Annotated in this window: 12 protein-coding genes; 9 read left to right on the top strand and 3 right to left on the bottom strand. The window is 57.1% G+C overall.

The window, feature by feature from the left end; genetic code table 11:
• Positions 1-13: 13 nt before the first annotated feature.
• Positions 14-952 (bottom strand): CobW family GTP-binding protein, encoded by a 939-nt coding sequence (locus tag Mhypo_RS05395; RefSeq protein ID WP_119340319.1) that lies wholly within the window; start codon positions 950-952, stop codon positions 14-16.
• Between the two features lie 97 nt (positions 953-1049).
• On the opposite strand from Mhypo_RS05395, the gene Mhypo_RS05390 reads away from it, so the two are divergent.
• The 4 genes from Mhypo_RS05390 to Mhypo_RS05375 all read left to right on the top strand — a co-directional run bounded on the left by Mhypo_RS05390 (position 1050) and on the right by Mhypo_RS05375 (position 4603).
• The gene (locus Mhypo_RS05390; protein ID WP_240637126.1) at positions 1050-1541 is read left to right on the top strand and encodes an FKBP-type peptidyl-prolyl cis-trans isomerase; all 492 of its coding nucleotides are present in this window, start codon (positions 1050-1052) and stop codon (positions 1539-1541) included.
• Positions 1542-1599: 58 nt separating this feature from the next.
• Positions 1600-2559 (top strand): L-threonine 3-dehydrogenase, encoded by a 960-nt coding sequence (locus Mhypo_RS05385; protein ID WP_119340283.1) that lies wholly within the window; start codon positions 1600-1602, stop codon positions 2557-2559.
• Between the two features lie 2 nt (positions 2560-2561).
• Positions 2562-3806: an aminotransferase class I/II-fold pyridoxal phosphate-dependent enzyme gene (locus Mhypo_RS05380; RefSeq protein ID WP_119340282.1), complete on the top strand. Its 1245-nt coding sequence runs from the start codon at positions 2562-2564 to the stop codon at positions 3804-3806.
• A gap of 248 nt (positions 3807-4054) precedes the next feature.
• Positions 4055-4603 (top strand): LabA-like NYN domain-containing protein, encoded by a 549-nt coding sequence (locus Mhypo_RS05375; protein ID WP_119340281.1) that lies wholly within the window; start codon positions 4055-4057, stop codon positions 4601-4603.
• Between the two features lie 343 nt (positions 4604-4946).
• On the opposite strand, the gene Mhypo_RS05370 is transcribed toward Mhypo_RS05375, so the two are convergent.
• Positions 4947-5210, bottom strand: a complete 264-nt coding sequence (locus Mhypo_RS05370; RefSeq protein ID WP_119340280.1) for a cupin domain-containing protein — start codon at positions 5208-5210, stop codon at positions 4947-4949.
• A gap of 27 nt (positions 5211-5237) precedes the next feature.
• Complete coding sequence (topA, locus tag Mhypo_RS05365; protein WP_240637125.1) at positions 5238-8012, bottom strand: type I DNA topoisomerase; 2775 nt, start codon at positions 8010-8012, stop codon at positions 5238-5240.
• A gap of 307 nt (positions 8013-8319) precedes the next feature.
• On the opposite strand from topA, the gene Mhypo_RS05360 reads away from it, so the two are divergent.
• The 5 genes from Mhypo_RS05360 (at position 8320) to Mhypo_RS05335 (ending at position 13484) form a co-directional block, all read left to right on the top strand.
• Positions 8320-9618, top strand: a complete 1299-nt coding sequence (locus Mhypo_RS05360; protein WP_307724524.1) for an ABC transporter substrate-binding protein — start codon at positions 8320-8322, stop codon at positions 9616-9618.
• 153 nt (positions 9619-9771) lie between these two features.
• The gene (locus Mhypo_RS05355) at positions 9772-10686 is read left to right on the top strand and encodes a carbohydrate ABC transporter permease (protein ID WP_119340279.1); all 915 of its coding nucleotides are present in this window, start codon (positions 9772-9774) and stop codon (positions 10684-10686) included.
• A 51-nt stretch (positions 10687-10737) separates the two neighbouring features.
• A complete protein-coding gene (locus Mhypo_RS05350; RefSeq protein ID WP_119340278.1) occupies positions 10738-11568 on the top strand; it encodes a carbohydrate ABC transporter permease in 831 nt (276 codons plus the stop codon).
• A gap of 172 nt (positions 11569-11740) precedes the next feature.
• Positions 11741-12718, top strand: a complete 978-nt coding sequence (locus Mhypo_RS05340; RefSeq protein ID WP_119340276.1) for a Gfo/Idh/MocA family protein — start codon at positions 11741-11743, stop codon at positions 12716-12718.
• Positions 12719-12725: 7 nt separating this feature from the next.
• A complete protein-coding gene (locus tag Mhypo_RS05335) occupies positions 12726-13484 on the top strand; it encodes a Gfo/Idh/MocA family protein (protein ID WP_240637123.1) in 759 nt (252 codons plus the stop codon).
• The last annotated feature ends 67 nt before the right edge of the window (positions 13485-13551 follow it).

Raw genomic sequence — 13551 nt, 5'->3', positions numbered from 1 at the left:
CTTTGCACGCGAATCACTGCACCTGTAGGGCCTGGAAGGCTTCCTCGTACTCGAAGCGGTTCAGGCCCCGGCCAATCACCACCAGGCGCGAGGGGGCGCTGGGCGGCGTCTGGGCGTGCTCGAGGCTAAAAATTTCCCTGACCGACTGAAAAAGCACCTGCTTCTCGAAACCCCGCACGCTCAGGAAGCCCTTGGCGCGGAAAACCCTGTCGGGACGGGATATCAGGTACTGGTCAATAAACTCGTTTACTTTCTGGCGCTCCAGGAGCCTTTCTGCCGTAAGGGTAAAGGTTTGCACATCGGGCGTATGGAGGTGGGTGTGGTGCTGGGGTTTCCAGTCTAAGTCGAAGGCCCGCTTGTGCAGCACCTCTTCGGGGTTGACCTTTGACTGGGCCGTGCAGTAAACCTGGGCTAGGGGATTGATTTTCCGGATGAGGTTTTCGGCCTCGGCAATTTGTTCGGGGGTGGCCAGGTCGGTTTTGTTGAGCACCACCGTGCTGGCGTAGGCCAGTTGCACGGCGCCCTCGGGGCCGTCGCGCAGGGTTTGCTCGAGGTTGCGGGCATCGGCCACCCCAATGATGCTGTCCAGTTCGAATTTTATGCGGGCAAACGGATCCATTATGGTCTGGGCCACCGGCACCGGGTCGGCCAGCCCCGAGAGTTCAATCAGGATGTATTCGGGTTTGTCTTTACGTCCAATGAGCTTGAACAGGGCCGAGACCAGGTCCTCGCGCCCCACGCAGCACAAACAGCCATTGGATAGCTCGGCGATGCCGTCGGTATCCACATTTTCGATGAGAGAGCCGTCTATGCCGGTTTCGCCAAACTCATTGACGATAATGCCAAACCGCTGCTGGCCGGTGGCGACCAGATGGTTGACCAGGGTGGTTTTGCCCGCCCCCAAAAACCCCCCAACCACACTGACCGGAATGCGCTTTTGAAACTGCGTCATGGCCATACAATACTAAAGCGCGCTGCACAGAGCCTATTTACGATTCACATTTAAACGCGCAGTCTAATGATAACATATTATCAATAAGGAGCCCAAGGTGCAGATCAAGTCTTACCAGGTCATTCGCTTCGAGTATCAGCTCATAATTGACGGCCAGGTGGTGGACCGGAGCCCGGAAGGCCACCCCCTCACCATCCTGACCCACTTTGCACCCAACCTACCCGCGGGCCTGGAACATGCCCTGCTGGGTAAACAACCAGGAGCGTATCGGGTGGTGCTGCCGCCAGAGGCGGCCTATGGCCCCTACGACCCGACCAAGCGGGTGGTGGTGCCGCGGGGTGATTTGCCCGAAGAGCCCCGACTGGGCGGCGCTTTTACCGCGGAAGGCGTGGATGGTCAGGCTTTGCTGTACCGGGTGGTGGCCGTCGAAGGAGATTCGGTGACGCTCGAGGCCAACCACCCATGGGCGGGCAAAACCCTGGAGTACCGCGTTGTCATCCACGCAGTACGCCCGGCCGAAAAGGAAGAGGTGGCCCACGGCCATGTACATGGTGAAGGGGGGGTGGTGCATTCGCCGAGGCCGGAATAGGATGTGGGGCGGCTTTTCGGTAGGGAAGTCCCGGGGCCTAAGCATAGGATAAAACTATATGGTACAAGTACTGGTAACCGGTGCTTTGGGCCAGGTGGGTTCGGAACTGGTGCCCGCGCTGCGTTTGCAATACGGAGCCGACGCCGTGTTGGCGACCGACCTGCGCAGGGGTTCGCCCCTGCACCCCTCAATGGACGGCCCCTTCGAGCAGCTGGACTGTACCGATGGAGCCGCTTTGCGGGCGCTGCTGGAGCGCTACCGGATCCGGGTGATCTACCACCTGGCCGCCATTCTTTCAGCCAGGGCCGAAGCCGAGCCCCAGTTGGCCTGGCGGGTCAACATGGAGGGGCTCTACAACGTCCTGGAGGGAGCGCGACAAGTGGGGGCACAGCTATTCGTGCCCAGTTCGATTGCGGCCTTTGGCCCCAGTACACCCAAGGACCCCACGCCCCAGGACACCCTCCAGCGCCCCAACACCCTCTACGGGGTGACCAAGGTGGCGGGCGAACTTTTGTGCGACTATTATGTAGAGCGTTTTGGCCTGGACGTGCGGGGGCTGCGCTACCCCGGTTTGATTTCCCACACCGCTCTTCCGGGTGGGGGTACCACCGATTATGCGGTGGAAATCTTTCATCATGCGCTGAAATGGGGCCGGTATCGCTGCTTTTTAGCCCCCGACACCCGTCTCCCCTTGATGTACATGCCTGATGCCATCCGGGCTACCCAGGAACTCATGCTGGCCGACCCCGCAAAGCTTCGCCATCGCAACGCTTACAACGTGGCGGCCTTTAGCTGTACCCCCGCCGAACTGGCCGCAGAGATTCAAAAGCATCTTCCCGAATTTTCCATAGACTATGCAGTTGACCCTGTTCGACAGGCCATCGCCGAGTCCTGGCCCCGCTCCCTGGACGACCGCGCCGCTAAAGAAGAATGGGGCTGGCAACCACAGTACAGTCTGGCTGCCATGACCACCGACATGCTCGAGAAACTCTCTCAACGAGCGCTTAGGGAGGCTTGAAAATGCCATTGAACCGCCTGAATCTTGTTTTGCAACAGGCCGTAGCGGCACTGGAAACAGAAGGTCGCCGAAAAGGCCACGAAGCGGTAGTTGTGGGGGTTTTACCACCCCAGGGAGAAAAAGGGCCGCGCTATTTGTTGGAGGGGTATGGCGATCAGCCTTTTATTCGAATGAACTCCAATAGCTACCTGGGGCTATCCAGGCATCCGGCCCTAAAGCAAGCCGAGGAAGAGGCCCTCGAGCGCTTTGGGGTGGGGCCAGGAGCGGTACGCTTTATTAGTGGCACCTATAAGGCGCATGTGGAGCTCGAGCTTGACTTAGCCCGCTTTCATGGCCGGGAAGCCGCCATGATTTTTTCCTCGGCTTACGCCACGGTGTTGAGTGTGGTGGTGCCCCTGACCACCGACCAGACTGTGCTGATTAGCGACGAGCTCAACCACAACTGCATCATCAACGCGGTGCGTCTGGCACGCCCCCTGGAAAAAATCGTTTATAAGCACCTGAACCTGGGCAGTCTGGAACAGGCTTTGCAAAAAGCCATCGAGATAGGAGCCCGCCGTGCGTTGGTTATAACCGACGGAGTATTTAGTATGCGCGGCTCACATGCTCCCTTGGCAGAAATGTCCGCCCTGGTACAGCAATACGATAGCCAGTTCGCCGAGAATGCTCTGCTGGTGGTGGACGACTCGCACGGGGTGGGGGCTTTTGGCCCCACAGGCCGGGGCACCGAGGAATACACCGCCACCAGGGCCGATATCCTGGTTGGGACGCTGGGCAAGGCCTTTGGGGTGAACGGGGGATATGTGCTGGGCCCCAGCAACCTGATTGCCTATTTGCGGGAAACCTCGCTCATGTACATCTACTCCAACCCCATCACCCCCGGCGAGGCCGCTGCTGCCAGGGCCGCGCTGAAACTGCTACAGGCCCCCGAGGGTCAGGAGCGCTTGCGCCACCTGCAAGCCATGACCCAGCGTTTTCGCCAGGGGCTTCTATCCCTGGGCTACGAGTCTTTTCCGGGGGCACATCCGGTAGTGCCACTGGTGTTGCGGGATGGAGCTTTAACCAACCGCCTGGTACGCTATCTGCGCGAGCGCGGCGTTCTCGCCACGGCCATCGTGTATCCAGTTGTACCCAAAGGTGAAGACTCCATCCGCTTCCAGGTTTCTGCCGAACACACCCAGGCCGATATAGATGAGGTGTTGGGTATTTTGCAGGCATTCAAGCAGAATGTCTCAGGCCCATCGTAGCCGGTTTTTAGCGCTTTCCCTTGGACTTAAGGCGTTTGTACAAAGCCTCAAACCCTGGATCAACCCACAGGGACTTGCTCTTGGCCTTCGGCTCCGGGCTTCTGGTCAACAGACCGAACCGACGCCTGCTCGTTTTCGACCATGGCAAAAAATAGTGCTTAGCGAAACACATTCAAAATCACGCAAACCCCCAAAATGGCTGGACAATACGGTGCTGGTTTTTATAGCCCTCTATCATGGCGGCAACTATGGATCGCGTGGCGGTGTTTATTGATGGCAGTAACTTGTACAAGGGTCTGGTTTCCACGCTAGGAACCGACTATCGGCTGGATTTTGTCGCTTTTGTCTCGGCGCTTGCGGCGGGGCGTTCGTTATTGCGGGCCTACTATTACAATGCGCCTTTGCCCAGCGAAGACCCGGCGGCCAAAGCTCACCAGAGCTTTTTGAACTACCTGAAGCGGGTGCCCTATGTCATGGTACGGCTGGGTCGGCTGGAGCGCCGCGGCGAGGGTTTTGTAGAAAAGGGTGTGGATATTCAGATAGCCATAGACATGCTCAAGCTGGCCTATGCCGACGCCTACGATGTGGCGGTGCTGGTTTCGGGTGATGGTGATTTTGCCGAGGTGCTCAAGGTCATTCAGGATATGGGCAAGCAGGCCGAGAATACTACCTTCCAAGTGCTCTCGTCGTACCGCCTGGCCCAGCAGGCTGACAAATATTTTCCCCTGGACGAACTTCCCTGGGAGCGCCTGCGGGCCAGGAGCTTTGAAGCCGAGGCACTACCTTTTCAGGACTAGAGTGGTTCTGTAACTGAGAGCGGTAATCCCGCATTCTTCAAAATGCTGTGTGAACCGGTTGCTGATGGAGATTCGCCGAAAAACCCAGGGAACTGCGATGGAACGCTTTATACCGGATTCAAAAAGACAGTTTACAAAACCAAAAACACCAGAGGCTGTCTTTTTGAATCCTAGAGCACACCCCTCCCTGTCGGTCGGCGAAGAAAGCGTCTCCCTTCCAAGGGGCGGTATCGCCCTCCGCTACGCGGATAACTTCCAAGGGGCGGTATCGCCCTCCGCTACGCGGATAACTTCGGTCGGGTTAGTTCGTCACCCTTCGGTGACGAACTAACCGAATCTGGTATTACTTCGGTTCCCACACCGCGATTACGCTGGGGTCAATGGGGGAGATCAAATGAGGCTGCTGGAGGTGAGCGGCTTCCCCCTTGCGCAGGTGCAGGTAGCTTTGGTCGGGCAGGTCGATTACTACTTCCCCCTCGAGCAAAATATACAAGCGGGCCTCGCCTACCTGCTCGGGCTGGGTGAGCAGGTAGGCGCGAAACCCCTCGAGGCCAGGGAACCGGGCTTCTCCCAGCCTTTTGGCCAGCCGCACAAGATGGAGTTTCATGGTAGGGCAGGGCGTGGTTGGCGGGACTCAGGCCCCGACCGCTTCCTTACGGGCTTTGCCATACTCCATGCGCAGCTTGAACATGCCCTGGCGGAAGAGCTTGAGGGCCTCGTCCTCCGATTTGCCCAGGGCTTTGGCAACCTCGGCCACGGCTTTTTGCTGCCCCTTGCTGCGGCGAACAATATCGCTCTGTTCGGCGGTCAGGCCCGCCTGGCCGATAAAGCGCTCGAGGTCGGCCCAGGTTGCACTGGGTTGGCTGGGTTTCGTTTTTTTGGCCTTACCTCTGGCTCTGGCTTTCACCTTAGGCCCCTCTCCCTTGCGAGCGACTTTGCTTTTACCATACTCCATGCGCAGCTTGAACATGGCCTGACGGAAGAGCTTAAGGGCGGCTTCTTCGGGAAGGTTGAGCTCTTTAGCCACCGCTGCAACAGCCTTCTGCTGGCCCTGGGTGCGCCGGGCTACCTCGGCCTGGTCGGATGGGAGGCCCAGCTGGGCGATGAGGGGCTCGAGGTCGGCCCAGGAAGCGGGTTGTTTGGTGGATTTTGCGACACGCTTGTCCCTGGCTTTCACTTTGCCCCTGGTCTCACGCTCGGCCCGACGCTCGTTCAAGGCTTGTAGATCGGGGCCGCCATAGCGTTCGCAACTGGGGTTGGAGCAGACTCGCTTACCCGAGCGGCCCTTGGCCATCTCATTCCAACCGCAGATGGGGCATTTCTCTGCTACCAGCGGATCAAAAACCAGGAAGTCGCAGCTCTGGTTGTTGCAGCGATAATAGGGCTTGCCCCGCTTGCTGGTTTTTTGCACCACTTCGCCTGCATGGCACTTGGGGCATTCAATGCCGGTCGAAGGGGCTTCATCGCGGGTGTATTTGCACTCTGGATAGCGGTTACAGCTAATGAACGTACCATAACGCCCGTGCCGCCGCACCAGTTGCCCCACGTGGCAGGCCGGGCAGGCCTCGCCGATGAGCTCGGGTTCCTTCTTGAGCTCCAGCCGTTCGGTGTACTTGCACTCCGGATAGCCGGTGCAGCCCAGAAACTGGCCGAACCTCGAGACCCGCAATTCCAAAGGACGTCCGCACTTTGGGCATAGCTTTTTTGGAACCTTGTGGTAATCCTTCAGGAAAGGCTCGTAGAACTCCCGCACCACCTTGGGCCAAGGGGCTTTACCTGCCTCGATATCGTCGAGGCGGGTCTCGAGCTGGGCGGTGAAGTCATAGGCCACCACGTCGGGGAAACTCTGCACCAGGTAACCTGTCACCTCGCGCCCCAGCGGTGTGGGTTTAAGCGATTTGCCGGAGCGCTCGAGGTAGCCACGGCGCTCGAGGGTATCAATGGTCGGGGCATAGGTTGAAGGCCGTCCAATCCCCATTTCTTCAAGCACCTTGACCAGGCTGGCGTCGGTATAGCGCGGAGGGGGCTCAGTAAAGTGTTGCTCGGGCTTCAGGTCCAGCAGGCTGGCCGCAGCGTTTTCTCGCAAGGGAGGCAGCAGGTTCTCCGCATCGTCGCCTTCCTCGCGCCCATAAACCCGCAAGAACCCGTCAAACTTCAGCACCGATCCCACCGCGCGAAAGACGAGCTCACCGCCACTCACGTTTACGGTGGTCTGGTCGAAGATGGCAGGGGTCATCTGCGAGGCCACAAACCGCTGCCAGATGAGCTGATAGAGCTTGAACTCTTCCTCTTCCAGGTGCTTCCGGACGGAATCGGGGGTTCGGGTGACCGAGGTCGGGCGAATGGCTTCGTGGGCATCCTGGGCATTGGCGGCCTTTTTGCCAGCGTAGGTGTTGGGTTTTTCCGGCAAGTAGTTGGGCCCGAAATGACTGGGGATAAACTGCCGTACTTCGGCTAACGCTTCCTGTGAGACCCGTGTCGAGTCGGTACGCATATAAGTGATAAGGCCTACCGTGCCCTCGGGCAAATCCACACCTTCATACAGCTTTTGCGCAACCCGCATGGTTCGGCTGGCCGTCCAGCCCAGGCGACTGCTGGCGGCTTGCTGGAGGGTGGAGGTAATGAAGGGTGGGGAAGCGTTGCGTCGGCGCTCCCGTCGTTCAATACTGCTAATCTGGTAATTCTTGATCGCCCCGGCCTGTTGAGCGACCGCCTGGGCCTTGCTTTCGTTGGTGATCAGGAATTTCTCGCCACTCTGCACCCGCTCCTGTCCCACGCTGTAGAGCATGGCCTTGAACTTCTGGCCCTCCGACTCAAACTGCCCCTCAATCGTCCAGTACTCCTGCGGCACAAAAACTTCAATTTCCTGCTCACGCTCCACCAGTAGCCTGAGTGCTACCGACTGCACCCTCCCCGCCGACAGGGCTCTGCGCCGAAACTCCATGCTGAGCACCGGCGAAAGCTGGTAGCCTACCAACCGATCCAACACCCGCCGGGCCTGCTGGGCATCTACCAGGCTCTGGTCAATGGGCCGGGGCTGTTGTACCGCCGCCCGCACGACTTTGGGTGTGATTTCATGAAACTCGACCCGTAAGGGGTTTTGGGGGTTCAGCCCCAGCAGCCGGGCCACATGCCAGCCAATAGCTTCGCCTTCTCGGTCGGGGTCGGTAGCGATCAGCACCCGCTTACCCCGGGCGGCTTTTTTGAGGTCATCCACTACCGGCTGCTTATCCTTTTTAACTTCATACTGCGGTGCGAAGTCTGCTTCAAGATTAACACCCAACTCACGTTCGGGCAGGTCGGCTACGTGGCCCTTGCTGGCCCGTACCTCATAGCCTGCCCCCAGCATTTTCTGAATGCTCTTGGCCTTGGCGGGTGACTCCACAACAATCAGGGTCGAATCCGGCATACGGCTCAGTATATGGATGAGGGGCAGGCAGTTTGTCAAGGGCAGGAATCACGAGGCAAATTTGAAGTATAGATGAAAAACCAGTCTCAAACGGTCTTTTTGATATTTCTTGGATCGCCGAGGATTTTAGAATTACCAGTCAGGATCTGGGCTTACCTCTGAATCCACAGCATGCAAAGTTGGTCTGGTGAAATTTGACTAGGTACACAATCTGGTGGTTAGATACTACTTGCAAGGCAGCCCAGGTACCTACTGTTGCAGGGTGTAGAACCCAAAATGCAACTGGCAGAGCTGTTTTGCATGGGTTATGGCTCTATTAATGGAGGTGAAGGCAATGCGCAAGTGGCTGGTTTTTCTCTTCCTCTCAATTGTTGTAATGGGGCTTACAGGATCGGCTCTCGCTCAAAACAAGGTTAGGCTCACCATTGAAAGCTGGCGCAATGACGACCTCAAAATCTGGCAAGAAACTATTCTGCCAGCCTTCATGAAGAAGTATCCCAATATCGAGGTGGTATTTGCGCCTACCGCGCCCACCGAGTACAACGCAGTGCTGGACACCAAGCTCAAAGCTGGAACTGCTGGCGATCTGATTACCTGCCGCCCTTTTGATAAGAGCCTGGAACTCTTCAATGCCAAACATCTCGATAGCCTTAACGACCTTCCGGGTATGAACAACTTCTCGGCGGTAGCCAAGGCTGCCTGGAGCACCGATGATGGAAAGACCACCTTCTGCGTACCAATGGCCTCGGTGATTCACGGCTTCCTTTACAATCGGGCCATCTTCCGCGAACTCAACCTGCAAGTCCCCACTACCGAGGCTCAGTTCCTCCAGGTGCTTCAACGCATTCAGCAAACGGGCAAGTACAGCCCCTTGGTGATGGGAACCAAGGATCAATGGGAAGCAGCCACCATGGGTTATCAGAACATCGGCCCCACCTTGTGGCGGGGTGAGACCGGTCGACAGGGGCTAATTGCGGGAACTCAGCAGTACAACAAGGGTGGCTTCCTGCAAGCCTTTGAAGCCCTGGCCAAGTGGCGACCCTTCCTTCCGCGGGGCTACCAAGCCCTGGCCTATCCTGATGCCCAGAACCTCTTTGCTCAGGGACGCGGAGCCATCTATCCAGCTGGATCGTGGGATATCGCTACCTTCCGCCAGATGAACCCCAGGCTCGAGCTCGGTGCCTTCAAACCTTATACTTTCGGAACGGCTAGCCAGTGCGTCATCAACGACCATCCCGATATCGCCATCGGTCTGAACTCGGCCAGCAAAAACAAGGAAGCGGCTCGTACCTTCCTGGCCTGGGTAGCTACTGCCGAGTTTGCCCAGCTCTATGCCAATGCCCTGCCCGGCTTCTTCCCGCTGGCCAATGTCCAGTACACGGTTTCCGACCCGGTTGCACAGACCTTCCTTAGCTGGCGTAAAGAATGCCAGGCCAGCTTCCGCACGGCTTACCAGATACTCTCACGCAACGCCAACCCCAACAACGAAAACGATCTCTGGAACGCCTCTGCACAGGTTTTGAACGGCACCTTCACGCCCAAGCAGGCCGCCGATTATGTGCAGTCTCGTCTGGCCTCCTGGTATGGGCCACAAAAAGGCAAGTAGGGCTTTCGCCGGCAATGTCCATGGCTTTTTCGGCATCGCCAGTGTGCCCAGGCGCATGGATAGTGCATGCTGAAAAACCTGACACGACAATGCTCATGGATAGCGAGGGCGCAGTATGACTGTGCCCTCTGCTGCCAGGTTCTGTGAAGTTGCATGAAACGTAAACCCTTTCCCTGGCATGTTGTGGTATTTCTGGCTCCAGCGGTGGCCATCTACTCGTTATTCATGATCTACCCGCTGATTGATTCACTGATTCTTTCCCTGCAAAACAAAGACCCTGATGGTGCTGTGGTTTTTGTGGGATTACAAAATTATCAGACGCTCTTTTCCAGCGAAAACTGGTCTAAACCTTTTTGGAACGCTTTCTGGAACAACATTGAGTTCTTCTTGTATCACATGCTGATTCAGAACCCGGTGGGCCTGCTGCTAGCAGTCTTGCTGGCCAGCCGGATTCGTGGTGGCTGGCTTTATCGCACCATTATCTTTACCCCCACCATCCTTTCAGTGGTCATCGTCGGCTTTGTCTGGCGCTTGGTCCTGAACCCAGCCTGGGGCATCTCCCAGGGGATTCTGGATGCTGTGGGGTTGGGGAATCTTAACCAACCCTGGCTGGGGCTGGAGAATACGGCCCTGCCTACCCTATCCCTGATCTCGGTATGGCAGAACATCGGGATCCCAATGATGCTTTTTCTGGCGGCCCTCATTCGTATACCCGACGAACTGCTCGAGGCCGCTCGAGTGGATGGGGCCAGCGCCTGGACAGTGTTCTGGCGTATTCAACTACCCCTCATTCTTCCCACTGTTGGGATTGTGGCGGTGTTGACCTTTGTGGGAAATTTCAACGCCTTCGACCTCATCTATGCCACCCAAGGTGCGCTGGCCGGACCGAACTTTGCCAGCGATATCCTGGGTACTTTCTTCTTCAGAACCTTTTTTGGCTATCAGCTTCAACCCGGTGATCCCTACATGGGTGCTACGGTAGCGGGGGTGATGTTGTTGATTATTCTTACCGGTGTACTAATCTACCTTTTTGCCTGGCAGCGCCGTCTGCAGAATATCCAGTTCTAGGGGACTTATGCATCTAAGCTATCAAACATCTGCGAATTTCGGGAGGGAACCATGACCCGTCCGGCCTGGCTGGGTGCTTTGGCGGTGCATGTGGCCCTGCTGGCTTATTCGGCCCTGGCTTTGTTTCCTGTGTTGTTGGTTATTGTGAATGCATTCAAGGACAGGCTAGCCATTTTCAGTGCCCCTTACGCCTTGCCTAATGCCCAGACCTTCACCCTCGAGGGTTTTCGTACCCTGCAAGCCACTGCCAATTTTCCAGCCTATTTTCTGAATAGCCTGCTGGTAACCGGGGGAGCCTTGTTCCTGATCATTTTGGTCAGCTCGATGGCCGCTTTTGCGCTTGCAGAGTACGAGTTCCGGCTCAATACGCTCACAGGGCTTTACCTGGCTATTGGCATCATGGTGCCCATTCGTCTGGGAACGGTGGGTATTTTGCAACTGGCGGTGGATCTGAACCTGGTGAACACGCTGTGGATCTTGATTCTGGTCTACACGGCCCAGGGGATCCCGCTGGCCGTGTTTGTGTTGTCGGCTTTTATGCGTCAGCTACCCAGGGACTTGAAGGACGCAGCGCGAATTGACGGCGCCAGCGAGTACAGGATTTACTGGCTTACCCTCCCGTTGGTGCGCCCTGCAATTGGGTCGGTGCTAGCTATTTCGATGATTCCGATCTGGAATGATCTGTGGTTTCCGCTGATTCTGGCCCCCGGCGAGCGTACCAAGACGGTGGTGCTGGGGGCCAGCGTGTTCTTGGGCCAGTTTGTAAACGACTACAATGCGGTGCTGGCGGCCCTCACCCTGGCGATTGTGCCGGCAGTGCTGCTGTATTTTGCCTTCTCGCAGCAACTGATTCGTGGCATCACATCGGGGGCGGTGAAATGAGCGTTGATGGGTGGTTGCTGAAGCCTGACCAAAGGGTCAAAAATGCTCTGGAAGAGCAGTGGATAAAAGGTGAAAAGCGCTTCCAGGAAACCACATACTCCACTCTTGACCTTTTCCACTTTGCACCCTTTCAGCCCGGCCCTTTCGGTCAATATTCTCCGGAGGAGAGGCCATGCGCGTAGGAATCTTGGGAAGCGGAGTGATGGCGGAGGTACATGCGGCAGGCTGGCGTACTACCGGGGCTGAGCTGATGGGGTGTGCCTCAGCAAACCTCGAGCAGGCCGTTCGCCTGGCCCAGCAGTTCAACATCAAGGTTTACCAGAACTATGCCGAACTGCTACGTGATGTGGACATCATAGACATCTGCGTACCTACCCATCTGCATAAGCAGATGGTTTTGCAGGCTGCCACTGCCGGGCGGCACGTGGTTTGTGAAAAACCGATTGCCCTGAGCGTGCAGGATGGACTCGAGATGATTGAAGCCTGTGATAGAGCAGGGGTGCGCTTTTTTGTAGCGATGGTGGTGCGTTTCTTTCCCCAGTACCGACTGAGCCGCGAGCTGGTGGCCAGGGGGCAGATCGGTAAGCTGGGGGTGATGCGTCTCAAGCGGGTCTCGTATACCCCGCAGAAGCCTGGAGATAACTGGTACCTGGATGAATCGCGCTCTGGTGGGATGGTCGTAGACCTTATGATTCACGACTTTGATTATGCCCGCTGGCTGGGGGGCGAGGTTGAGCGGGTGTTTGCCCGCCTCAACAAAGCTACCGACGGCCCTGGGCAGTATGCTCAGGCAATACTGCGGTTCAGGGATGGGCCAATGGCCCTGATCGAGGGTGGATGGGCCTATCCGCCTGGGGTTTTTCGTACCGCCTTGGATCTTTCCGGCACCGAGGGTCTCATTGAATGGAGTTCAGATGAGCATGCGCCGGTGCGCAGCTTTTTGCTGCAAAGACCAGGTGAGGCAGCTTCGGTGGGCTTACCGATCTCGGGTCTGTCCGACGACCCTTATGCACTGGAGCTGCAACATGCCTATCGGTGCATCCAGACCGGCGAACCCTTCGAGGTGACGGCCCAGGATGGTCTCGAGGCCCTGCGCATCGCCCTGGCAGTTAAGGAATCTATTGCTACCGGCAAACCGGTTACGTTGTGAGGCCACCATGCGAATTGGCATTCTAAGTTTTGCCCACCTCCACGCAGAAGGCTACCAGGCCCACCTTAGAGGTATTCCCGGTGTTGAACTGGTCGGTTTTTCGCATGAAGACCCTGCCGAGGCCAAGCGCTTTGCCGAAATCTATGGGTTGCGCTGGTTTTCCCGACACCAGGATCTGCTGGCCGAAGGGTTGGATGGCGTGTTGGTGTGCTCGGAAAATACCCGACACCGCGAACTGGTGGAGATGGCTGCACAGGCTAAGTGTCAAATTCTATGTGAAAAGCCCATCGCGACCAACCCAGCCGATGCCAGGGCCATGCAAGCCATTTGCGAGGCTCACGGGGTTCACTTTATGACGGCTTTCCCAATGCGCTTCGATCGTTCGGTGCAGGCTGTACGCTCTACCCTCCAGGAGGGGCGCTTGGGCCAGATTTACGGCGTTAATGGGATCAACCACAGTGAAATCCCCACTGCACACCGGAGCTGGTTCGCTCAAAAGGCTTTGGCAGGCGGGGGCGCCGCGATGGATCACATTGTTCACCTGGCCGATCTGCTCCGCTGGTATTTTGCGGCCGAAGTTCACGAGGTTTATGCCGAGTTGGACAACCTGTTTTACCCCGATCAAGTGAAAGTAGACACGGCAGGACTGCTTTTGCTGTTGCTCTCCAACGGTGTGCAGGCCAGTATTGACTGTAGTTGGAGCCGGAGTCATATAAAAAATTCGGTTGAGCAAAGGAAGGGGCTTCTAAACTGGATTTGTGAATAACCCAGAGAAGCCCAAAGATAGTGTAGCTTGCCAGAACTGCGGAAGTGTGAAAGTCGAATGTGGCGGC

Source organism: Meiothermus hypogaeus, from assembly GCF_003574035.1.
GTDB classification, from domain to species: Bacteria; Deinococcota; Deinococci; order Deinococcales; family Thermaceae; genus Meiothermus; species Meiothermus hypogaeus.
Note: the sequence above shows the minus strand (reverse complement) of the source record. Positions and strands in the feature narration are given on the sequence as shown.

Bases quoted from the DNA above. Each gene is read 5' to 3' on its own strand.
- Mhypo_RS05380 (WP_119340282.1), top strand. From the start codon at position 2,562: ATGCCATTGAACCGCCTGAATCTTGTTTTGCAACAGGCCGTAGCGGCA.
- Mhypo_RS05375 (WP_119340281.1), top strand. From the start codon at position 4,055: ATGGATCGCGTGGCGGTGTTTATTGATGGCAGTAACTTGTACAAGGGT.
- Mhypo_RS05350 (WP_119340278.1), top strand. From the start codon at position 10,738: ATGACCCGTCCGGCCTGGCTGGGTGCTTTGGCGGTGCATGTGGCCCTG.
- Mhypo_RS05385 (WP_119340283.1), top strand. From the start codon at position 1,600: ATGGTACAAGTACTGGTAACCGGTGCTTTGGGCCAGGTGGGTTCGGAA.
- Mhypo_RS05335 (WP_240637123.1), top strand. From the start codon at position 12,726: ATGCGAATTGGCATTCTAAGTTTTGCCCACCTCCACGCAGAAGGCTAC.
- Mhypo_RS05370 (WP_119340280.1), bottom strand. From the start codon at position 5,210: ATGAAACTCCATCTTGTGCGGCTGGCCAAAAGGCTGGGAGAAGCCCGG.
- Mhypo_RS05355 (WP_119340279.1), top strand. From the start codon at position 9,772: ATGAAACGTAAACCCTTTCCCTGGCATGTTGTGGTATTTCTGGCTCCA.
- Mhypo_RS05360 (WP_307724524.1), top strand. From the start codon at position 8,320: ATGGCTCTATTAATGGAGGTGAAGGCAATGCGCAAGTGGCTGGTTTTT.
- Mhypo_RS05395 (WP_119340319.1), bottom strand. From the start codon at position 952: ATGACGCAGTTTCAAAAGCGCATTCCGGTCAGTGTGGTTGGGGGGTTT.
- topA (WP_240637125.1), bottom strand. From the start codon at position 8,012: ATGCCGGATTCGACCCTGATTGTTGTGGAGTCACCCGCCAAGGCCAAG.
- Mhypo_RS05340 (WP_119340276.1), top strand. From the start codon at position 11,741: ATGCGCGTAGGAATCTTGGGAAGCGGAGTGATGGCGGAGGTACATGCG.